Raw genomic sequence first — 19,308 nt, forward strand, 5'->3', positions numbered from 1 at the left:
CGAGCTTGTCGCCCCCCGCTAGAATATGACGCTAGCGTGAAGGAAAGGGCGTTCGATGCGAGGCGGTGTGCGAAGGGCGGGCGCGGGGCGTCGCGGCTTGCGAACGGCGATCGGCGCGGCGCTGCTGCTCGCGGCCAGCGTAGCGGCGGCCGTAGCGGCGCTCTATCCGCGCGAGGCGCGGCGATTCATGGCGGAGGAGGATTTTCGGCGCTATCCCGGCGCCGGCGTGCTGATGTGCCGGACCGAGGAAGGCGTTCCCGAGCGGGCCGCCGCCGCTTGGCTCATCGGCGACCGCGGGCTCGTCGTCCTCAACGCCCATAATTTCGTCGATCGCAAGCTGCGGCCGACCCATCCCATCGACGATTGCACTTTCTTCATCGGCGAGAAGGAGTATTTCTTCGAGACGGAGAGCCTGCGCTTCGGCTTTTCCCGCGACGCCAAGGCGCTGAACATCACCGACGATTGGGCGCTGGTGCGGCTGCGCGAGCCGGTCGACGCAGCCATAGCGCCGCAGCCGATCCCCGACGGGCCGATGCCGCCGACCGGCGTCGGGACCCTGCGCGTGGTGATGGTGTCGCCCGCCGGCCACTCCAATTTCCGCCGCGCGACCAGCATAGAAGAATGCCAGATCCGCCAGATCGACGCGCCGACGGAGGCCGGGATTCGCCGCGCGCGGCATGATTGCAACGACGGCTATGGCGGCTCGGGCTCCGGGGTTTTCGCCGATGATGGACGGCTCATCGCCATGCACAGCGCCTCGCTGGATATGAATTCGCGCCGAGATTTCGACATGGAGCGTCATTTCGGCATGGCGCTGCTGTTCGAGGGCGAATTGCTGGACGCCATTCGGGCGAATCTGCGCGCGGACGCGCGCTGAACGTGGCCTAGCGGCTCACGGCCCCCCGCGCGGTGGAATCGTTCGCAGCCAGAGGATGAGCGCGTCCAAATCCTGTGGCGTCATCTTGGCGAAATGCGCCTTGGAGAGATTGGCCATGGTCGGCTTGAGCGGCCTGCCGTCGCGGCCGACGCCCTTGGTGATGGCGGCTTTGATCTCCTCGTCGCTCCAGGCGCCGATCCCGGCTGTCGGATGCTGTGTGATATTGGCGCCGACCGCCGTTCCCGCCGGCGTGCGGAACAGCTTGCCGCCGGCGCCGAGCTTCTCTCTATGGTCGAGCGCGCCATTGGTCTCGCCGCTGTGGCATTCCATGCAGCGCGCCAGAGTCGCGACATAAAAGCCGCGCCGTAGCGGATCGTCGAGCGCCTTCTCCTCGAAGGGCGCCTCGGCGCCGGGGAAGGTTTCGGCTGTCGGCTCGCCGTCGCGGCGCTGCTCCGGCCGCGCCGATGCGACGGGCGCCGCCTCGCGCAGATAGGCGACCACCGCCTCGAGGTCGCGCATGGTGAGAATGCGGTAATATTCGGAGGGCATGGCCGGCGCGAGGCGCCCATCCGGGCCGATCCCGGCGACGATGGCGGCTTTCACCGCATCGTCGCTCCAGGCGCCGACCCCCGACGCGGCGTCGGACGAAATATTCGGCCCGCGGACGCTGTAATTCGGCCCGGTGAAAGTCTGCGGCCCGCCGGAGAGGCGCTTCTCCCGCACATAACCATCGGGCCCCCGCGGCGTATGGCAATTGTCGCAGGCGGTCAGCGCCTCGACGAGATAGCGGCCGCGCTCGATATCGGCGGCGGCGGCCGGGGCGGCGAGGGCGAGAGCGAGACAGAGCGGCGAAAGAACGCGGCGCGCCCGGAGGCGGAGGGAGGTGGCGGACACAGCCTATCCAATCGATCGGAATGTCGCGCTAAAATAGACAGCGGCGCGGCGCGCTTCATTTCAAAAAAGTCTCGAAAAGCTCGGCGAATTCTCCCGCTCAGAACGGGCGCTCGCGCACGCGGAGGTCGAACATCAGCCGCGAGAGCGCTCGAGAGCCGAAAAAGAACAGGCCTGTGACGATGGCGATCTCCGCCGCGCCGAGGCCAGCGGGCGCGGCGATGGCGAGCAGCGGAAGCAGCGCCTCGGGAATTTGATCGAGGCCGGGCGCGCGGCTGCTGGCCGGCAGTGCGAGCCGGCGTTTGACGAAGCTCGACAAGAGGTCGCCCGCCATGGCGAAAGCCGCGAGCTGCGCGCCGAGCACGGCCGGCAATCCGACGAGCGGCGCGCAGACGGCGGTCGCGACGAGGGCGAGAGCGACGCCGCGCCAGGTCTTCGCCGCGCCCAGCAGCGGCCGCCCGTCGAAAAAGCGCGCGCCGCCGTCGATCGGCCGAGCGAAAGCCGCGCCCAGCAGCCGCTTGCCGAGAACCGGCGCGCCATTGGCGACGATCAGCAGAAACAGCAGACGGAGAATCAGAACTCCATCCATGCGCGCATCCTCGCCTGCGGCGCCCTAACCACACCAGACGAAACCCACGCCAGGGCTCATGGCTTCCTCGCCATATAGCGGGCGCCGCGGCGTCGTCATGGGCGCGAATAGCCTCTCGATCCGATCAGGCGCCTTTTCATGCGTCGTGACCTTGTCGGCGGACTCTCTCCTCTCTACATGACGACCGAAATCCCGCGTGGCGCGGTCTTCGAGGCGGACTATGGGCGAGGACGCAGTGGCGGCCGAGGGCCCCGATTTCTCGCTCGGCGTCGCCGTCGCCGATCTGGCCGACGGCGCGATGCGCGTCGGCCGCGTCGGCTCCGAGCCGGCGCTGCTCATTCGCAGTGGCGACGAGTTCTTCGCGATCGGCGCCGTCTGCACCCATTATCAGGGCCCGCTCGCCGAGGGCCTCGTCGTCGCCGACACGATCCGCTGTCCGTGGCATCACGCCTGCTTCAGCCTGCGCGATGGAGCGGCGTTGCGGGCGCCGGCGCTCGACCCCGTTCCCTGCTGGCGGACGGAAAGGCGCGGCGCGCTCCTTTTCGCGGTCGAGAAGATCGATCCGACGGAGCGCGAGCGTCCGCCGCCGCCGCCGCGCCTCGGCCGCATCGTCATCATCGGCGGCGGAGCGGCGGGCCTCGCCGCCGCCCACGAGTTGCGGGAAGAGGGTTATTCCGGCTCGCTCGTCATGATCAGCGCCGATGCCGCCGCGCCCTATGACCGGCCCAATCTGTCGAAGGATTACCTCGCAGGCTCGGCGCCGGAGGAATGGCTGCCGCTGCGCCCGCGCGATTATTACGAAAATCGGCGCATAGAGCTGTTGCTCGAGACGCGCGTGCGCGCCATCGATCCCCGCGCGCGCCTCGTCGCGCTCGAGCATGGCGAGCCGCTGCGCTATGACGCGCTCCTGCTCGCGACCGGCGCGGAGCCGCTGCGCCTCGCCATTCCCGGCGCCGCGCTGCCGCATGTGCATTATCTGCGCAGCCTCGCCGACAGCCGCGCGCTCATCGCCGCGGCGGCGGCGCCCTCGCGACGCGTCGCAGTGATCGGCGCGAGCTTCATCGGCCTCGAGACCGCGGCCGCGCTGCGCGAGCGCGGGCTCGACGTCCATGTCGTGGCGCCGGATGCGACGCCCATGCAGAAGACTCTCGGCGAGGACATAGGCAGGCTGGTGCGCGCCGAGCACGAGGCGCATGGCGTCGTCTTTCATCTTTGCGAGAGCGTCGCGGCGATCGGCGAAGATCATATCGTTCTGGCCAGCGGCGCGAAGATCGCCGCCGATCTCGTCGTCGTCGGAATCGGCGTTCGCCCGCTCACGCGCCTCGCCGAGGACGCCGGACTCGCGGCGGATCGGGGCGTCCTCGTCGACGAATATCTCGAAACCAGCGCGCGCGGCGTCTTCGCGGCCGGCGACATTGCGCGCTGGCCGGATCGCCGCAGCGGCGAAAAGATCAGAATCGAGCATTTCGTCACCGCCGAACGCCAAGGCCAGACAGCGGCGCGCAACATGCTGGGCGCGCAAGAGCGCTTCGAAGCGGCGCCCTTCTTCTGGAGCCGCCATTACGACATGACGATCGCTTATGTCGGACACGCCCGCGCATGGGATCGCGTCGAAATCGCCGGCAGCGTCGAGAAAAAGGATTGCGTCGTCGCCTATTTCTGTCGCGATCACAGAATGGCCGTGGCGACGATCGGCCGCGACTTGGACAATTTGCGCGCCGAAGTGGAGCTCGAGGAGTCGACCGGCGGTTGAATCAACATAGTCTGCGCGCAGGCGCTGCATTCGACTTCGATCCGCGACTTGAATTCGGCCAATTCTTCTGCCGAATGACGGCGGGTTCCTTTCGCGTTACGCCTGCAGACTCTGCTGTCGAAGTCAAACGGCGGCGTCGACGGCCGCTCGATTTCCGAGCGTAGTTCTACGTAGCAGTCGCAGCAAATATTTATGCCCAGATTTAGTGGAGCTTGGTTAGGAATTAGTTGCGAGGGGTAGAGCATTGATGTATAGCTGACAATGTCTTTGCGGTCGATACGGCGCAGACTAGTTCGCCCTGGAAATTGCCGGGCTTCGGCCCTTCGACCGCACCGCCTGTCAGGAATAGCGGCGCCGAAACGAGAAAGTGAAGAGTGAAGAGATGACATCGACGAACAACATCGAACTCGCGGCCGACATCGTTTCCGCCTATGTGAGCAACAACTCGGTTCCCGCCGGCGATCTCCCGGGCCTCATCAACGAAGTCTATGGCGCGCTCATGCGAGTTGGCTCCGGCGTGGTCGCCGAGCCGGCCGAAGCGCCCAAACCCGCCATTTCGGTGCGCAAGTCGGTGACGAACGACTTCATCGTCTGCCTCGAGGACGGTAAGAAGTTCAAGTCTCTCAAGCGCCATCTGCGCACGCAATACGGTCTCTCGCCGGAAGAATATCGCGAGAAGTGGGGTCTTGCGGCCGATTATCCGATGGTCGCTCCCAATTACGCCAAGGCGCGCTCCACGCTCGCCAAGCAGATGGGCCTCGGCCAGCAGCGTCGCCGCCGCGGCAGCCGCTGATCCGCGAGTCGACGAGGCGCGCCGGGCTCCGGCGCGCCCGAGGGCGACGGCTCCGCCGCAATCGCTTCGTCGCCGCGAGAGTCTAAACGATCATCCCGCGCGCTTTCGCCTCGAGCGAGGGCGTGCGAAGAAACGACGCCGGATCCGACATCCGGCCTCGCAACGCGGTCGCGCCAGCGGCCGCGGCCGCTCGATTGTTGTCACTGAGGCGAATGGGGGAAGCTCATGCGGCGTATCGCAGTTGCTCTGTGCATTTTATTCACGAGTTGCTCGGCCGGGTCTGCGTACGAAACAGGGGGCTTGGCCGGATTGTTCGATTTGAGTCCGCGTGGACAACAGCAGCCGGCCGACGGCCGGCCGCAGGCGACCGCCGTCGCCCGCGAGATCGTGTCCTATCCCGGCGGCTATTCGCCGGGCACCATCGTCGTTTCGACCAATGAGCGGCGGCTCTATTACGTGCTCGGCAATAATCAGGCGATCCGCTATGGCGTCGGCGTCGGCCGGCCGGGCTTCGAATGGACCGGCACGCGCGTCGTCTCCAGCAAGCGCGAATGGCCGGCTTGGACGCCGCCGGCGCAAATGCTGCGCCGACGTCCCGACCTGCCGCGCCACATGCAGGGCGGGCTCGCCAATCCGCTCGGCGCGCGCGCCATGTATCTCGGCGGCTCGCTCTACCGCATCCACGGCTCCAACGAGCCGGAGACCATCGGCCAGGCGGTCTCCTCCGGCTGCATCCGCATGACCAATGAGGATGTCGTCGATCTCTACGAGCGCGTGCGCGTCGGCGCGCGGGTCATCGTCAACCGCTGATCTCCAAACACGTAAAAATCGCGCGCCGAGGCCCGCAAGGGTCCGGCGCGCATTTTTTTATCGCTCGCCGGGCCGATCCCGATCGAGGCCCTTTTCCGCGAGCTCCTGTTCATAGGCCGCGAAATCCGCCGCGCCGCCGGCGCCGAGCTCGTAGAGATAGCCCCAGGTGTAGATGCCCGTATTGTGCAGATCGTCGAAATCGAGCCGCACGGCGTAATGGCCCACCGGCTCGACGCCGATTATGGCGACATTGCGCTTGCCACCGACCGTCTTGCGCTCCTCCGGCGAATGGCCCTGCACCTCGGCCGAGGGGCTGCGCACCCGCAAATGCTCGGCGGAGAGATCATAGCTCGCGCCATCCTCGAAGCTCACCTTGAGCTTGCGCCCCTCTTCCATGAGGCGTATCTCGCTCGGCCATATATCCGCGTCGGCCATATCCTTCTCCCGCTCGGCTCGTCGCCCGCCCGCCCTCTCCACTCGTCACTCGGGGCTTCACGCGCGGCCATTCCGTCAATATATAGGAACCCTCTCGGGACCCTATACGCCGGACGGGACGCCGCAAACGGTCGACTATATGAATCCGCATCCGAAAATCGCCTATGATCCGACGGCCCCCGCGCCGCTTCTCGACCCGTTCGGACGGGCCATTTCCTACCTGCGCGTTTCGGTCACGGATCGTTGCGATTTCCGCTGCGTCTACTGCATGTCCGAGCACATGCAATTTTTGCCCCGCCGCGATCTGCTGACGCTGGAGGAGCTCGACCGTCTCTGCGCCGCCTTCATCGAGCGGGGAACCCGCAAGCTGCGCATCACCGGCGGCGAGCCCTTGATGCGGCGCGACATTCTCTCGCTGTTCGAGCGCTTGTCCCGCCATCTCCTCTCCGGCCGGCTGGAAGAGCTGACGCTCACCACCAATGGCTCGCAGCTCGAGCGTTTCGCGCGAGCGCTCGCCGATTGCGGCGTCAATCGCATCAATGTCTCGCTCGACACGCTCGATGCGGAGCGTTTCCGACAATTGACGCGCACCGGCGATCATGCGCGCGTGCTCGCCGGAATCGACGCCGCGCTGCGCGCCGGTCTTTCCGTGAAGCTCAACGCCGTGGCGCTGAAGGGCGTCAATGAGGACGAATTCGTCGCTCTGACGCGTTTCGCCCATGAGCGCGGCATGGATATGACTTTCATCGAGGTGATGCCGCTCGGCGAGATCGATGGCGGCGAGCGCATCGATCAATATGTCCCGCTCACCCTGGTGCGCGAGCGTCTCGCCGAGCGCTTCACCCTGGCGGAGATCGACTATCGCAGCGGCGGCCCGGCCCGCTATATGCGCGTCGCCGAGACCGGCGGGCGCGTCGGCTTCATCACGCCGCTCTCGCATAATTTCTGCGAATCCTGCAATCGTGTGCGCGTCACCTGCACCGGCACGCTGTTCATGTGCCTCGGCCAGGAGGACGCCGCCGATCTGCGCGCCCCGCTGCGCGCCGATCCGAGCGACGTCTCGCTCAACGCCGCCATAGACGAGGCCATCGCCCGCAAGCCCAAGGGCCATGATTTCGTCATCGACCGGGCCACGCGGGCGCCTGCCGTCGCGCGGCATATGAGCACGACCGGGGGATGAGCCGGCGCTTCGTCCTCGCCGCGGCGACGATCGCCCTCCACTTCGCGCCGGCCGCCGCCGAGCCGCGCCATTTGCGCGTCGCCAGCGAGGGCGCGCGGCCGCCCTTCAACTATCTCGACGCCAATAATCAGCTCGCCGGCTTCGAGATCGAGCTGACGCGCGAAATCTGCCGGCGGATCGAGGCCGATTGCGTCTTCGTCACGCAAGAGTGGGAGAGCCTGATCTCCGGGCTCGAGAGCAAGCAATATGATCTCGTCGCCTCCGCCATGGAGATAAACGACGACCGGCTGCGCAAGATCGCCTTCTCCAAGCCCTATGCGCATACGCCCTCGGCGCTGATCGCGCAGCGGCAGTCGGCGCTCGCCAGCGCGGAGCCGAAGGCGCTGCGGGGCCAGCGCATCGGCGTCGTCGCGGACAGCGCCCAGCAGGCCTACGCCGAGGACAAGCTCGAGGGAAGCGAGGTGCAGCGCTATGCGACGCTCGAAGCCGCCATGCTGGACCTCGCCGAGGGCCGCGTCGACATCGTCGCCGAGGACAAGCTCGCCGCCGTCGATTTTCTGCGCGAGCGCAAGGAGGGGCGCTGCTGCCGCATCGTCGCCGATCTGCCGCCGGACGCCGCCTATTTCGGCGGCGGCTTCGGCTTCGGCCTGCGCAAAGGCGATATAGCCTTGAAGAGCGCCATAGACGCGGCGCTCGACGCCATCGTCAATGACGGAACCTATCGCACGATCCGCAGCAAATATTTCGATTTCGACATACGCTGACGGGAAGCGGCCGGCCTCCGCCTCGCTTTCTCGCACGCGCATCTCACCCGAGAGGACCGACCAATGACCGAGCCGACCGTCGCTTTCATCGGATTGGGCGTGATGGGCTATCCGATGGCCGGCCATCTCGCCACGTGCGGCGGGCGCAAAGTCGTCGTCTACAATCGCACGCCGGAGAAGGCCGCGCGTTTCGCCGCGCAATTTTCCGCGAAGACGGCGCCGACGCCGCGCCTCGCCGCCGAGGGCGCGGATTTCGTCTTCTCCTGCGTCGGCAATGACGATGATCTGCGCCAGGTCGCGATCGGCGCGGACGGCGCCTTTCACGCGCTGAAAGCCGGCGCGGTCTTCGTCGATCACACCACCGCCTCGGCGGAGGTGGCGCGTGAGCTCTATTCGCACGCGAAACAGGCCGGCTTCGGATTCATCGACGCGCCGATCTCCGGCGGCCAATCGGGCGCCGAGAATGGCGCGCTCACCGTGATGTGCGGCGGCGACGCGGAGGATTTCGCCCGTATCGAGCCGGTGGTCGCGGCCTATGCGCGCGCCTGCCGGCTGATGGGGCCGCCCGGCGCCGGACAGCTCACCAAAATGGTCAATCAGATCTGCATCGCCGGCCTCGTCCAGGGACTCGCGGAAGCGCTGGATTTCGCGACCCGCGCCGGGCTCGACGGCGCCGCGGTCGTCGATCTCATCAAGAATGGCGCGGCGCAATCCTGGCAGATGGAGAATCGCCACAAGACCATGCTGGCCGGCGAATATGATTTCGGCTTCGCGGTCGAATGGATGCGCAAGGACCTCGGCATCTGCTTCGCCGAGGCGCGCCGCAATGGCGCCAGCCTGCCGGTCGCCGCGCTCGTGGACCAATTCTACGCCGAGGTGGAGAAAATGGGAGGCCGACGCTGGGACACGTCGAGCCTCATGGCGCGGCTGCGCAAATAGCGCGCGCTCGAATTCTCATGCTCTTTTCCGAAAAACCGCTTCGCATCCGTGTTTCATCGAAACAGGGAAAGACTCTAGGCCTTTGTTTTGACGCGTTTCCAACGCCGAACCGGCGTTCACTGCGGCTGGATACTCTAGCGCAGCAGCAGATAGCCCCGGCGCTCGAGGCAGGCGTTCACGACGAGAACATAATCCTGCATCGCCTGCTCCGCCGTCATGGCGCCATGCCCGGCCGCCGCCGCGCTGCCGCCGGCCCCGACCGGGCGGCCGCGGGAAGAATGGGAAGCGGAACTGTCGACCATGCCGGGAAACCGCCGCCGCGAGCGGAATCGAAGCGGCGTTTCAAATCGTTCCGCGAGTGTTATGGTCCCGCCCGGCCCTGGAAAACCGGGTCGCGCGCGCCGCCCGCGGGCGGCGCGCGAAAAAGGAGAAAAAAATGAAAGCCAAGATCGTTTCGGGCTCGACCATCGCCGCGGCCGCTATCGCGCTGGCGCTCGCGGGCGGCGTTTCGACGCAGGCCTCCGCCAAGCATTCCAAACATGTCTGCAATATGGAAAAAGGCCATTGCGGCGGCAAGACGAAGTGCATGACCAAGAAGGGCGTCTGCAAGCACAAGAAGAGCCATAAGGCTTCTTGCAGCGCCAAGGGCTCCTGCGCCGGCCGCTGAAAGGTCGAAACCGTCGATCGCGCCGATGTCGGGCGCGATCGATCTCGCGGCGGGGGCGACGCGAAAGAGCAGGTGGAGCGCGAGACATGACCAGACCCCCCGCTTTGGGACACGGCCTCGGACTGAGGCCGATCTATTACGACGAAATTCTCTCGACCCGCCCCGCGGTCGACTGGTTCGAGATCATCTCGGAAAATTACATGGTGGGCGGCGGCCGGCCGACCGCCATGCTGGAGCGCGTGCGCGCCGATTATCCGATCGTCATGCATGGCGTCGCAATGTCGCTCGCCTCTACCGATCCGCTCGACTTCGACTATCTGAGCGAATTGAAAGCCCTCGCCGAGCGCATCGAGCCCGCTTGGGTCTCCGATCATCTCGCCTGGACCGGCGTGCATGGCGTGACGCTGCATGATCTCCTGCCGATTCCTTATACGGAGGAAGCGCTCGCTCATGTCGCCGAGCGCGTGATGCGCGTGCAGGATTTCCTCGGCCGCCGGCTGGTCGTCGAGAACGCCTCCACCTATGTCGCCTTTCGCGAATCCGAGATGAGCGAATGGACCTTCGTCAACGAGCTGGCGCGCCGCGCCGACTGCCTGCTGCTGCTCGACGTCAACAATGTCTTCGTCTCGGGCTTCAATCACGGCTTCGACGCCAATGAGTTCATCGACACGATAGATCCCGATCGCGTCGCGCAATTTCATATGGCCGGCCATACCGACAATGGCACGCATCGCATCGACACGCATGACCAGCCGGTCTGCGACGAAGTGTGGGCGCTCTATGAGCGTGCGCGGCGACGCTTCGGCGCCGTCTCGACGATGATCGAGCGCGACGATAATTTTCCGCCTTTCGACGAATTGCTCGCCGAACTCGGCCATATGCGCGAGATCGCCGCCCGCATAGACGCCGAAAACACGCGGAGCGCCGCATGAGGCTCGCCGATCTGCAGGCCATGTTCCAGGCCGGCGTGCTGGCCGGCGCCGAGGATGGCGCGCGCATTCTCGAATCGGTGAAGAATTCGCGTCAGGCCGACCGCACCACGCTGTTCGGCGTCTATGTGAACGCCTATCACGCGCGGCTCGCCGAATTTCTCGCGGCGGATTTCCCCGCCCTTCGCGCGCTCATCGGCGAAGCGGCCTTCGACGCGCTCGCCGACGCCTATATCGGCGCGCAGCCCTCGCGCGAGCGCAACGCCCGCTGGTACACGACGCGCTTTCCCGACTTCCTGCGCGAGCAGGACGCTTGGCGCGACAATGCGCGGGCGATCGACCTCGCAATGTTCGAGCGCGCGCTCACCGACGCTTTCGACGCGCCCGACGCCGAAGCTCTGCCGATCGAGGAGCTGGCCGCCTTCGCGCCCGAGCAATGGCCGCGCCTCTCCTTCGCCTTTCACCCGAGCCTCATATTGCTGGAGCTGGAGGAAGGGACGATCGCGACGCATGAGGCGGCGATGGAGCAGCAGGACCTGCCGCCGCCGGGCGAAGGCCGCGGCCATGTCGCGATCTGGCGCGCCGATCTCGACTCCGTGCATTGCCCGCTGGAGGCGGACGAATTCATGGCGCTGTCGCTGGCGATGGAAGGTCACGCTTTCGGCGACATCTGCCAAATGGCCGCCTTCCGCGATCTCGCGGACGCCTCGCCGGAGCGCCTCGCGCAAATGCTCACCGGCTGGTTCCAGGAAGGGCTGGTGGTGGGCGCAAAGGCGCGCGAGGAGGGCTGACGGCGCAGCCTTTCGAGCCGCGACGGTCGCGCTTTGCGGTCTCCACATTTGGGGGCATATCGCCAATCGGGCGGTGATTCGCCTTCCGTTCTCCTGTATTCTCCGCGCTTCGAAGGAGAATCGCCTTGTCACCAGCGCCGGAAGATTTCACCCCGCTCGAGGGCGGCGTCGCCGCGCGCGCCGCGGCGCTCGCCGGACGCGGGCGCTTTCTGGAGGCGCTGAACCCAGAGCAGCGCGCCGCCGTCGAGACCATCGACGGCCCGCTGCTGGTGCTCGCCGGCGCCGGCACAGGCAAGACGCGCGTGCTGACGACGCGCATCGCGCATATTCTCTCCAGCGGGCGGGCGCGGCCGTGGGAAATCCTCGCCGTCACCTTCACCAACAAGGCCGCGCGCGAAATGCGCGAGCGCATCGAGAGCTTGGCCGGCCCCGGCGCCGAGGCGCTGCAATGGCTCGGCACGTTTCACGCGATCAGCGCGAAAATCCTGCGCCGCCATGCCGAGCTGGCGGGGCTCAAATCCAATTTCACCATTCTCGACACCGACGATCAGATCCGCCTGCTCAAACAGGTTCTGCAGGCCGAGAATATCGACGACAAGCGCTGGCCGCCGCGCGCGCTGGCGCATCAGATCGACGCCTGGAAGAACAGAGGACTTTCGCCGGATCATGTTCCCGCGGGCGAGGCGCAGAGCTTCGCCGATGGCAAGGGCAAGAAGCTCTATGCGCTCTATCAGGAGCGCTTGAAGGTGCTGAACGCCGTCGATTTCGGTGATCTTCTGCTCGAGACGCTGCGGCTCTTTCGCGAGAACGCCGATGTGCTCGACGAATATCGGCAGCGCTTCAAATATATTCTCGTCGACGAATATCAGGACACCAACACAGCGCAATATCTCTGGCTGCGCCTCATCGCCCAGGGGCGGCACAATGTCTGCTGCGTCGGCGACGACGATCAGAGCGTGTACGGTTGGCGCGGCGCCGAGGTGGAGAATATTCTGCGCTTCGAGAAGGATTTTCCCGGCGCGAAAATCGTGCGGCTGGAGCGCAATTATCGCTCCACGGGGCATATTCTCGCGGCGGCCTCGCATCTCATCGCGCGCAATGAGGGACGGCTCGGCAAGACGCTTTTCACCGAAGGCGCCGATGGCGAGAAGCCGACCGTCACCGGCGTCTGGGACAGCGAGGAAGAAGCGCGCGCCATCGGCGAAGACATAGAGCAATTGCAGCGCAAGGGGCATGATCTCGAGGAGATCGCCATTCTCGTGCGCGCCTCGTTCCAGATGCGCGAGTTCGAGGAGCGCTTCATCACGCTCGGCCTGCCCTATCGCGTGATCGGCGGCCCGCGCTTCTATGAGCGGCTGGAGATACGCGACGCGCTCGCCTATCTGCGCTGCGTCGCGCAGCCTTTCGACGATCTCGCCTTCGAGCGCATCGTCAACACGCCCAAGCGCGGATTGGGCGACGCCACTCTGCAAGTGCTGCACGAATATTCGCGCCGCGAGAGCGCGCCGCTGATGCAGGCGGCGCGCGTGATCGTGGAGACGGAGGAGCTGAAGCCCAAGCCGCGCGCGACGTTGCGCACGCTGATCGCCGATTTCGATCGCTGGCGCAGCCTCATCGAGACGACGCCGCAGAACGAGCTCGCCGAAATGGTGCTGGACGAATCCGGCTATACGCAAATGTGGCGCGACGACAAGACGCCGGAGGCTGCGGGCCGGCTCGAGAATTTGAAAGAGCTGGTGCGCGCCATGGAGGAATTCCCCGATCTCGCGGGATTTCTCGAGCATGTGTCGCTGGTGATGGAGACGGATGAATCCGCCGATCAGCGGCGCGTGTCGATCATGACGCTGCATGGCGCCAAGGGGCTCGAATTCGAGACCGTCTATCTGCCCGGCTGGGAGGAGGGGCTGTTCCCGCATCAGCGCTCGCTGGACGACAGCGGCCGCGCCGGCCTCGAGGAAGAGCGCCGCCTCGCCTATGTGGGCATTACCCGCGCCAAGCGGCGATTGAAGATTTTCTTCGCCACCAATCGGCGCATTCACGGCCTGTGGCAAACGACTTTGCCCTCGCGTTTCCTCGATGATCTGCCGGCCGCCAATGTCGAGGTGAAAGAAGCCTCCGGCGGCTCGCAATACGGCTCTTACGGCGTCTCGCGCTTCGCCAATATGGACAGCTATGGCTCGAGCTATTCGACGCCGGGCTGGAAGCGCGCGCAGACCGCGCGCGAGAGCGGCGCGAGCAAGCCCGCGCGCCGCACGCCGCCGATGATCGAAGGCGAAGTGCTGGCGAAATCCTCCGCCAGCGCGCGCTTCGTGGCGGGCGCGCGCGTGTTCCACCAGAAATTCGGGCCCGGCACAGTGGCCAATGTGGACGGCAACAAGCTGCAGGTCGATTTCGACAAAGCCGGACGCAAAATGGTGCTGGAGAGCTTCGTCGAACCTACGTGATCGCCACAAGTCATAGGCTTATTCCGGCAATTTACAGAGCCGGATTCGGCCGTATATGATCGCCACATTACGTGAACGGAAAGCGGGGCGATCACGACGATTTCAATCGCGCCGCGGCTCGTCACGACCGGTTCCTGGGCTCTCTCATGCAAAGGAGTATCGACGTCTCGCCGCCCGGCGCAGCGAACGGCTGCGTCTTTTTGAAATTTCGATCGCATCGTCCGAACCGACGCAGGCTCTCCGCATCGGTAGCGGCTCGGGGCGTCGCCGCATTGCAGAAGCAGTCGAGGTTTGTCATGGCGTCATTGGTCGGAAGAGATACTGTCGAAATCGATTTCCCGCACCGCGCGCATGGTTGGGTCGTCGTGAACACGCGGCCCCATCAAGAGCGTGTCGCGCTCGAAAATCTCCAGCGTCAGCAATATCACGCCTATTGCCCATTGGCGCTCAAGCGCGTCCGACATGCGCGCCGCACGCAGGACGTCCCCCGGCCTTTGTTTCCGGGCTATATTTTCGTCGAGATGACACCGCAGTCGCGATGGGCGCCGATCTGCTCGACATTCGGCGTGAGAACGCTCGTTCGCCTGGGCGATCGACCGAGCTTCCTTCCGTCGGATTTCGTCGAGACTCTCAGATCGAGAGAGATCGACGGCTTGATCGCCAAGCCGGAGCAAGCCTTCGAGATCGGCCAGAAGGTTCGCATCGCCGGCGGAGCCTTCCATGATTTCGTCGCGACGATCGTCGAAATGAACGAGCGTGATCGCATCGTCGTTCTGATGGAATTGCTCAATCGACCCGTAAAGGTCAAAGTGACGCAGACGCAGCTCGTCGCCTGCTGACGATCGGCGTCGGCGCCGCTCAATGTTTCGTCGCGAGTCCCGCGGTCGCGTTGCGCGCGGGCGCTCGCGCATGGTCGCGCTGCAGCGGGATCAGCCGATAGCCCTCCTCATGCGTCAGCCAGGAGAGATAGACGACGCCTCTGCTCTCGACGAGCAGAGGATGATCGGAAGCCTCCGCGGTCTGCGCGAGCGCGCGCGGCGCGTCGAAGCTCTTGCCGCCGTCGCGCGATATCTGCGCGAGGATCGTCGTCGTCGTTCCGTCGAACTCCTTCCAGGCGCGATAGAGCGCGCCGCCGGAGGCGAGCAGCTGCGGGCGCTGCGGGGCTCGCTCGGCGTCGCCGATGCGCTCGGGCTCGGAGAAGCTCTTGCCGCCATCCTCGCTGCGCGCATAGAAGAGGCCCTGGCGCGTCTTGCCGCGCGTGAACCAGGCGATATGCCAGCGCCCGGCGGCGTCGATCGCCAGGGCCGGGCCCTGATGCGGGCAGCTCGTCGCCCAATCGTCGAGGCTGACGCGCGCGCCGGTCAGCGTCTTGCCGTCGGCGGAGAGCTTGGCGGCCATATGGTCGCGGCGATTATTCTCGAACACATGCCGCCAGACGAAGACGGGCTGGCCGTCGCGATCGAGCGCCGCGCCGATGCGGCAGCATTCGCAGCTGTGATCGAGCAGAATGCTCTTGCCGGAAAAGCTTTTGCCCGCATCATCGGACCATGCGACCGCTATGCCGCTGCCCTCGAAGCTCTCGCCGGCGGCTTTCGCTCTGGCGGCGTCGCGCTTGTCGAGCCAGGCGGCGAAGAGGCGCCCTTTGGGGCCGAGGATGAAGGTCTCGAAGCGCTGACCCTTGTCGTCGACGAGCGGCTGCGGCGGCGCGAAGCTCCGGCCCTCGTCGGTCGAGCGCGTGACGAAGACCGTGCCTTCGTAACTTTTCTCGGGCCGCGTGGTGTAGCTCGCCAGCAAGGTCCCATCGGCCAGAGCGACGATCTTGGGCCGCGCCTCGCCATTGTCGTCGAGCGTTCCCGCCGGCGCCGCTATGACGAAAGGCGGCGCGAAGCTCTTGCCATTGTCGCGAGACATTGCGCCATAGACCTTGCCGGCGACGGAATAGGTCAGCCACAGCCGCCCATCGGCGCCGAAGGACGGCGTCGCGCTGACCGCGCATCTGGGAAGCGGATCGGCGCAGGCGGGCGCCGCGGCATGGGCCATCCGGCCCATTTTCTCTCGGGCGCCTTTCTCCGCTTCTTTCTCCTGCGCGAGCGCGCTCGAAGCGGCGAGAAGGGACAGCAGAGCGAGCGCGGCGCGTTTCATGGCGATGTCTTTCTCAGCGGAAGCCGAAAATCTGCTCGACGGAATGGAGAATTGCCATCCCCGGGTCAGTGGAAGTTGAACCTCTGCGATCCTTCGAAGAAGCCGCCGGGCGGCGGCGGAGTCTCGAGGCCGGTGAGGATTTTGCGGACGATCTCCGCATGTTTCGGGCTGCTCGATTGGGCGATCGTCACCTTGTCGACCTTGCCCGCGGCGTCGATGTGGAAGCTGGCCGTCGCCGAGCCGGGCCCGGCGGGACTCGTCATCGGCGTGCGCTTGGCGATCTCGCTATAGAGCAAGCCGAGGAACTTGCTCTGCGAGAGGCCCGAAGGGGTCGGCGCGGCGGGAGCCGGGCCATTGGCGTCGCCGGCGGCCTGCGCCGCGATGGCGAAGAGTGAAAAAGCGAGAACAAAGATCGAGCGTCTCATCTGGCCTGTCCTTCACGCACGAAAACGAAACGATAACGCAGGCGGTATTGTCCTCGTGGCGTTGACGCGCGACAGGCTGACCCGCGCCAGCCTGTCGCGCGTCAACGCCACGAGGCGCGCATCGGAACCCCGCAGGCGTCCGCGCCTATCTCGATCTCGGCGTCGACCCGTCCTGCGGGATGCGGCGCCGGAAAAGTCTGCCGGTCCAGCACGCCCTTTACGAGAAGGACATAAACGGTCGAATGCTTCGGCTCGCCGCCGAGGGCGGCCCCCGCGCAGAGTGTGAACGCTATCGCGAGGGTCGGGGATTTCATTAGCCTTTCCGCCGATCAGTGGAAGTTGAATTCCTGCACCGCGGAAAAGGAGCCGCCGGGCGGCGGCACGGTGCGGACCGCAGCGAGTATATGCGTGACGACAGGCTCGAGCGCGGGATTGGACGCGCTCTGCACCTTGTGCGACACGACGCGGCCGGCGGAGCCGATGGTGAAGGCGACATGGATCGAGCCGGTCTGCGCCTCCGAGGACTTTGGCGCATGGCGCTTGATCTCCGCGGCGAGCAGCTTGACATAGGCCTGCCTCGAGACGGCGGGCTTCGCCTTCTCGGCTTGCTTTCTGTCCTTGCTCTTGTCTTTGTCCGCGTCCTTGCTCTTGTCGTGCGTCTCGGCTTTGGCCGCCCTGGGCTTGCTCTCGGCGGGCGCAGCAGCAGGGGAAGGTTCGGCGGCGGAGGGAGCGGCGGTGGGGGTCTCGGCGGGAGCGGCGGCCGATATCGGCGCTGCATTCTCCACCGCATAGGCGGGGCCAGCGATCAGGCCGGCCGCTATTGCAAGAGCGATCTTTCTCATAGGACGTCCTCGATATGTCTTCGGATCAGTGGAAATGAAAATTCTGGCTCGCGAAAAAGGCTCCGCCGGGCGGCGGCGGGGCGTGGACGGAGGCCAATATGCGCCGCGCCAGCGCGGCGTGGGCGGGTGACGAGCCGGTCGCGGAAATGCTGGAGATGCTGCCGCCCGCCGTCACATGGAAGGAGCACTGCGCGGTTCCCTCGCCGAGCGCCGAGCTTCCCGGCGTATGCTCTAGGATCGCTCTCCTGAGCATCGCCTTATAGGCGCTCTGCGACATGCCCTCGCTCTGCGATTGGCCTTCCGGCGCGCCGATGCGGCGCTTCGCCTGCGCCTCGCGCTTCTTGTCGTGGTCGACCTCGCGCTTTTTCTCGACGATTTTCTTTTTCTTCTCGACGATCTCTTTCTGCTGCGGCAGCGACGGCGCATCGGGCGCCATCACTTGCGGCGGCGGAATGGCGAGATCGGGCTGCTCGATCTCCTCGGGCGGCGGCGGCTCTTCCTCCGCGGCGCTCACTTCTTGCGATTCGAAGAAGTCGCCCTGCGGGATGAGCTCCATGCTGACCGAGTCGAGGCTGGCGATGCTCGGCACCGCCAGTTTCAGCAGCAGCCAGCCGACCGCCGCATGGGCGACGACCACGCCCGCGACGCTCGCCGGCCGCAGCCACGCCGGCTTGACGGAGGGTGGATCGCCCATGGAGGTTCCGCCGCTTTCGAAGGATGAGAGGATCGCATCCGTCATTTCGTCGCCCCTCCCGCTGGGACCGCCGCCGCAGGAGCCGGGGCCGCAGGAGCGGAGGCGGCAGGCGTCGCAGCCGCTGCGCCCTTGGGCCGCGAGTCGGTGAGTATGGCGATATGGGTGATGCCATTGGTCGCCAATTTGTCCATCACGGCGATCACCTCGCCGTAATTGGCCTCCTTGTCGCCGCGAACATGAACGATGCGGCTCGTGTCGGAGCCCATCATCGCCTTGATGCCGTCGACCAGCGCGTCGGCCGACACTTCATCGGCGCCGAGCGCCACCTTGCCGTCCTTGGAGACGGCGACGACGATCGGCTCCTTGGGATTGAGCGGCTGCGCCGCCTTGGACTGCGGGAGATTGACCTTCATGCCCTTGGCGAGCAGAGGCGCCGTCACCATGAAGATGATGAGCAGCACCAGCATGACGTCGACGAGCGGCGTCACATTTATCTCGGAGAGCGGCTGATAGAGGCTGTCGCCGCTCTTGAAGCGCGTCGGAAGTCCGGCCATCACGCAGCCTCCCGCTTTCTGGAGGCGACGATGTGGCCGCTGGTGACGGCGAGCGCCTTGTCCTCGACATAATGAGCGACCTGCTGGCCGGCGCGCGAGAAGGAGGCGCCGATGCGGTTATAGCCGACCGAGGCGGGAATGGCGGCCGCGAGGCCATAGGCGGTGGCGGCGAGCGCCTCGGCGATGCCCGGCGCGACCACAGCGAGGCTGGTGTCCTGCGATTGGGCGATGCCGGCGAAGCTCGTCATAATGCCCCACACCGTGCCGAACAGGCCGACGAAAGGCGCGACCGAGGAAATGACGGCGAGATTGGGCAAGCCGCCCTCCGCCTTGGTCATCAGCTCGCGGCCGACGCGGCTCATGATCTCGGCGACGCGCTCGCGCTTCTCGCCGATCGACTCGCCCGGAAGGTCGAAGCCCGCGGCATGTTCGCCCGCCGCCTCTATGGGCGCGAGCAGGCCGGCCGGCCCGCCCGAGCGCGCGATCCGCGCCGCCTTGCCGATGCGAACGGAGGCGACGACGCCTTCGACGATGAGCACCCAGGTCCATACCGAGGCCAAGAGCAGGACGGCCATCACGACCTTGCCTACCGGGCCGGCGTTGATGAACATGGTGACAGGAGAAATTGAGCCGTATTCCATAGGACGCACTCGCGCTTGGGGTTCCCCGATCTCACGGCGCCCGCCGCGGATCAGCAGATTGTTGTTGCTTGTGATTTTGTTCGTCCAACGGCAATGTCCCGTCCGCGAGGGAAGAGGACGCTCCGTCGAAGCCCGTCTTCGCCGATCC

Annotated in this window: 23 protein-coding genes; 12 read left to right on the top strand and 11 right to left on the bottom strand. The window is 66.0% G+C overall.

Features of this window, described 5'->3' with window-relative positions:
• The first annotated feature begins 97 nt into the window (after window positions 1–97).
• Window positions 98–877 carry a serine protease gene (locus FMZ75_RS04020; protein WP_244594517.1) on the top strand — a complete coding sequence of 260 codons (780 nt, stop codon included), beginning with the start codon at window positions 98–100 and terminating at the stop codon, window positions 875–877.
• Between the two features lie 15 nt (window positions 878–892).
• On the opposite strand, the gene FMZ75_RS22105 is transcribed toward FMZ75_RS04020, so the two are convergent.
• Together FMZ75_RS22105 and FMZ75_RS04030 are read right to left on the bottom strand one after the other, a co-directional pair.
• Entirely contained in the window at window positions 893–1,771 is an 879-nt protein-coding gene (locus FMZ75_RS22105) for a c-type cytochrome (RefSeq protein WP_166141405.1), read from the bottom strand.
• 97 nt (window positions 1,772–1,868) lie between these two features.
• Window positions 1,869–2,357: a CDP-archaeol synthase gene (locus FMZ75_RS04030; RefSeq protein ID WP_166141406.1), complete on the bottom strand. Its 489-nt coding sequence runs from the start codon at window positions 2,355–2,357 to the stop codon at window positions 1,869–1,871.
• A 220-nt stretch (window positions 2,358–2,577) separates the two neighbouring features.
• Here FMZ75_RS04030 and FMZ75_RS04035 point away from each other — a divergent pair, with 220 nt between their 5' ends.
• The 3 genes from FMZ75_RS04035 to FMZ75_RS04045 all read left to right on the top strand — a co-directional run bounded on the left by FMZ75_RS04035 (window position 2,578) and on the right by FMZ75_RS04045 (window position 5,713).
• Window positions 2,578–4,110 carry an FAD-dependent oxidoreductase gene (locus tag FMZ75_RS04035; RefSeq protein WP_166141407.1) on the top strand — a complete coding sequence of 511 codons (1,533 nt, stop codon included), beginning with the start codon at window positions 2,578–2,580 and terminating at the stop codon, window positions 4,108–4,110.
• A gap of 382 nt (window positions 4,111–4,492) precedes the next feature.
• A complete protein-coding gene (locus tag FMZ75_RS04040; protein WP_166141408.1) occupies window positions 4,493–4,903 on the top strand; it encodes a MucR family transcriptional regulator in 411 nt (136 codons plus the stop codon).
• 225 nt (window positions 4,904–5,128) lie between these two features.
• Window positions 5,129–5,713 (top strand): L,D-transpeptidase, encoded by a 585-nt coding sequence (locus FMZ75_RS04045; RefSeq protein ID WP_246728757.1) that lies wholly within the window; start codon window positions 5,129–5,131, stop codon window positions 5,711–5,713.
• Between the two features lie 57 nt (window positions 5,714–5,770).
• On the opposite strand, the gene FMZ75_RS04050 is transcribed toward FMZ75_RS04045, so the two are convergent.
• On the bottom strand, window positions 5,771–6,148 hold the full coding sequence (locus FMZ75_RS04050) for a gamma-butyrobetaine hydroxylase-like domain-containing protein (protein WP_166141409.1): 378 nt from the start codon (window positions 6,146–6,148) through the stop codon (window positions 5,771–5,773).
• A 139-nt stretch (window positions 6,149–6,287) separates the two neighbouring features.
• On the opposite strand from FMZ75_RS04050, the gene moaA reads away from it, so the two are divergent.
• The 3 genes from moaA to FMZ75_RS04065 all read left to right on the top strand — a co-directional run bounded on the left by moaA (window position 6,288) and on the right by FMZ75_RS04065 (window position 9,031).
• Window positions 6,288–7,328 carry a GTP 3',8-cyclase MoaA gene (gene moaA, locus FMZ75_RS04055; protein ID WP_166141410.1) on the top strand — a complete coding sequence of 347 codons (1,041 nt, stop codon included), beginning with the start codon at window positions 6,288–6,290 and terminating at the stop codon, window positions 7,326–7,328.
• Window positions 7,325–8,092, top strand: a complete 768-nt coding sequence (locus FMZ75_RS04060) for a transporter substrate-binding domain-containing protein (protein WP_166141411.1) — start codon at window positions 7,325–7,327, stop codon at window positions 8,090–8,092. The genes moaA and FMZ75_RS04060 overlap by 4 nt, the downstream gene beginning before the upstream one ends.
• A gap of 63 nt (window positions 8,093–8,155) precedes the next feature.
• A complete protein-coding gene (locus FMZ75_RS04065; protein WP_166141412.1) occupies window positions 8,156–9,031 on the top strand; it encodes an NAD(P)-dependent oxidoreductase in 876 nt (291 codons plus the stop codon).
• A 134-nt stretch (window positions 9,032–9,165) separates the two neighbouring features.
• Here FMZ75_RS04065 and FMZ75_RS04070 read toward each other — a convergent pair whose 3' ends face one another.
• Window positions 9,166–9,333 carry a hypothetical protein gene (locus tag FMZ75_RS04070; RefSeq protein ID WP_166141413.1) on the bottom strand — a complete coding sequence of 56 codons (168 nt, stop codon included), beginning with the start codon at window positions 9,331–9,333 and terminating at the stop codon, window positions 9,166–9,168.
• Between the two features lie 134 nt (window positions 9,334–9,467).
• On the opposite strand from FMZ75_RS04070, the gene FMZ75_RS04075 reads away from it, so the two are divergent.
• From FMZ75_RS04075 to FMZ75_RS04095, 5 genes are all read left to right on the top strand, one after another.
• Window positions 9,468–9,698 (top strand): hypothetical protein, encoded by a 231-nt coding sequence (locus tag FMZ75_RS04075; protein ID WP_108915593.1) that lies wholly within the window; start codon window positions 9,468–9,470, stop codon window positions 9,696–9,698.
• A gap of 86 nt (window positions 9,699–9,784) precedes the next feature.
• A complete protein-coding gene (locus FMZ75_RS04080; RefSeq protein WP_142862740.1) occupies window positions 9,785–10,630 on the top strand; it encodes a DUF692 domain-containing protein in 846 nt (281 codons plus the stop codon).
• The gene (locus FMZ75_RS04085) at window positions 10,627–11,418 is read left to right on the top strand and encodes a DNA-binding domain-containing protein (protein WP_142862739.1); all 792 of its coding nucleotides are present in this window, start codon (window positions 10,627–10,629) and stop codon (window positions 11,416–11,418) included. The genes FMZ75_RS04080 and FMZ75_RS04085 overlap by 4 nt, the downstream gene beginning before the upstream one ends.
• 125 nt (window positions 11,419–11,543) lie before the next feature.
• Window positions 11,544–13,862 (top strand): ATP-dependent helicase, encoded by a 2,319-nt coding sequence (locus FMZ75_RS04090; RefSeq protein ID WP_207783271.1) that lies wholly within the window; start codon window positions 11,544–11,546, stop codon window positions 13,860–13,862.
• Window positions 13,863–14,158: 296 nt separating this feature from the next.
• Window positions 14,159–14,701 carry a transcription termination/antitermination protein NusG gene (locus tag FMZ75_RS04095; RefSeq protein ID WP_166141414.1) on the top strand — a complete coding sequence of 181 codons (543 nt, stop codon included), beginning with the start codon at window positions 14,159–14,161 and terminating at the stop codon, window positions 14,699–14,701.
• 19 nt (window positions 14,702–14,720) lie between these two features.
• Here the strand turns inward: FMZ75_RS04095 and FMZ75_RS04100 are convergent, their stop codons facing one another.
• The 7 genes from FMZ75_RS04100 to FMZ75_RS04130 form a co-directional block, all read right to left on the bottom strand.
• The gene (locus FMZ75_RS04100; RefSeq protein WP_166141415.1) at window positions 14,721–16,004 is read right to left on the bottom strand and encodes a sialidase family protein; all 1,284 of its coding nucleotides are present in this window, start codon (window positions 16,002–16,004) and stop codon (window positions 14,721–14,723) included.
• Between the two features lie 65 nt (window positions 16,005–16,069).
• Window positions 16,070–16,429, bottom strand: coding sequence for an energy transducer TonB (locus FMZ75_RS04105; protein ID WP_166141416.1), 360 nt, complete (start codon window positions 16,427–16,429; stop codon window positions 16,070–16,072).
• A 101-nt stretch (window positions 16,430–16,530) separates the two neighbouring features.
• Entirely contained in the window at window positions 16,531–16,743 is a 213-nt protein-coding gene (locus FMZ75_RS04110) for a hypothetical protein (RefSeq protein ID WP_166141417.1), read from the bottom strand.
• A gap of 15 nt (window positions 16,744–16,758) precedes the next feature.
• Window positions 16,759–17,271 (bottom strand): energy transducer TonB, encoded by a 513-nt coding sequence (locus tag FMZ75_RS04115; protein WP_142862732.1) that lies wholly within the window; start codon window positions 17,269–17,271, stop codon window positions 16,759–16,761.
• Between the two features lie 25 nt (window positions 17,272–17,296).
• Window positions 17,297–18,010 (bottom strand): hypothetical protein, encoded by a 714-nt coding sequence (locus FMZ75_RS04120; RefSeq protein WP_142862731.1) that lies wholly within the window; start codon window positions 18,008–18,010, stop codon window positions 17,297–17,299.
• Window positions 18,007–18,519, bottom strand: coding sequence for a biopolymer transporter ExbD (locus FMZ75_RS04125; protein ID WP_142862730.1), 513 nt, complete (start codon window positions 18,517–18,519; stop codon window positions 18,007–18,009). Before FMZ75_RS04125 ends, FMZ75_RS04120 begins: the two co-directional genes overlap by 4 nt.
• A complete protein-coding gene (locus FMZ75_RS04130) occupies window positions 18,519–19,160 on the bottom strand; it encodes a MotA/TolQ/ExbB proton channel family protein (protein ID WP_108915335.1) in 642 nt (213 codons plus the stop codon). Before FMZ75_RS04130 ends, FMZ75_RS04125 begins: the two co-directional genes overlap by 1 nt.
• Window positions 19,161–19,308 lie beyond the last annotated feature (148 nt).

This window comes from Methylosinus sp. RM1 (assembly GCF_011378635.1).
Lineage (GTDB): Bacteria > Pseudomonadota > Alphaproteobacteria > Rhizobiales > Beijerinckiaceae > Methylosinus > Methylosinus sporium.

Coding starts and splice junctions, on each gene's coding strand:
- FMZ75_RS04070 (WP_166141413.1), bottom strand. CDS start 9,333: ATGGTCGACAGTTCCGCTTCCCATTCTTCCCGCGGCCGCCCGGTCGGG.
- FMZ75_RS04115 (WP_142862732.1), bottom strand. CDS start 17,271: ATGAGAAAGATCGCTCTTGCAATAGCGGCCGGCCTGATCGCTGGCCCC.
- FMZ75_RS04125 (WP_142862730.1), bottom strand. CDS start 18,519: ATGGCCGGACTTCCGACGCGCTTCAAGAGCGGCGACAGCCTCTATCAG.
- FMZ75_RS04085 (WP_142862739.1), top strand. CDS start 10,627: ATGAGGCTCGCCGATCTGCAGGCCATGTTCCAGGCCGGCGTGCTGGCC.
- FMZ75_RS04035 (WP_166141407.1), top strand. CDS start 2,578: ATGGGCGAGGACGCAGTGGCGGCCGAGGGCCCCGATTTCTCGCTCGGC.
- FMZ75_RS04080 (WP_142862740.1), top strand. CDS start 9,785: ATGACCAGACCCCCCGCTTTGGGACACGGCCTCGGACTGAGGCCGATC.
- FMZ75_RS04095 (WP_166141414.1), top strand. CDS start 14,159: ATGGCGTCATTGGTCGGAAGAGATACTGTCGAAATCGATTTCCCGCAC.
- FMZ75_RS04110 (WP_166141417.1), bottom strand. CDS start 16,743: ATGAAATCCCCGACCCTCGCGATAGCGTTCACACTCTGCGCGGGGGCC.
- FMZ75_RS04060 (WP_166141411.1), top strand. CDS start 7,325: ATGAGCCGGCGCTTCGTCCTCGCCGCGGCGACGATCGCCCTCCACTTC.
- FMZ75_RS04050 (WP_166141409.1), bottom strand. CDS start 6,148: ATGGCCGACGCGGATATATGGCCGAGCGAGATACGCCTCATGGAAGAG.
- FMZ75_RS04065 (WP_166141412.1), top strand. CDS start 8,156: ATGACCGAGCCGACCGTCGCTTTCATCGGATTGGGCGTGATGGGCTAT.
- FMZ75_RS04030 (WP_166141406.1), bottom strand. CDS start 2,357: ATGGATGGAGTTCTGATTCTCCGTCTGCTGTTTCTGCTGATCGTCGCC.
- FMZ75_RS04040 (WP_166141408.1), top strand. CDS start 4,493: ATGACATCGACGAACAACATCGAACTCGCGGCCGACATCGTTTCCGCC.
- FMZ75_RS04100 (WP_166141415.1), bottom strand. CDS start 16,004: ATGAAACGCGCCGCGCTCGCTCTGCTGTCCCTTCTCGCCGCTTCGAGC.
- FMZ75_RS04045 (WP_246728757.1), top strand. CDS start 5,129: ATGCGGCGTATCGCAGTTGCTCTGTGCATTTTATTCACGAGTTGCTCG.
- moaA (WP_166141410.1), top strand. CDS start 6,288: ATGAATCCGCATCCGAAAATCGCCTATGATCCGACGGCCCCCGCGCCG.
- FMZ75_RS04075 (WP_108915593.1), top strand. CDS start 9,468: ATGAAAGCCAAGATCGTTTCGGGCTCGACCATCGCCGCGGCCGCTATC.
- FMZ75_RS04120 (WP_142862731.1), bottom strand. CDS start 18,010: ATGACGGATGCGATCCTCTCATCCTTCGAAAGCGGCGGAACCTCCATG.
- FMZ75_RS04105 (WP_166141416.1), bottom strand. CDS start 16,429: ATGAGACGCTCGATCTTTGTTCTCGCTTTTTCACTCTTCGCCATCGCG.
- FMZ75_RS04130 (WP_108915335.1), bottom strand. CDS start 19,160: ATGGAATACGGCTCAATTTCTCCTGTCACCATGTTCATCAACGCCGGC.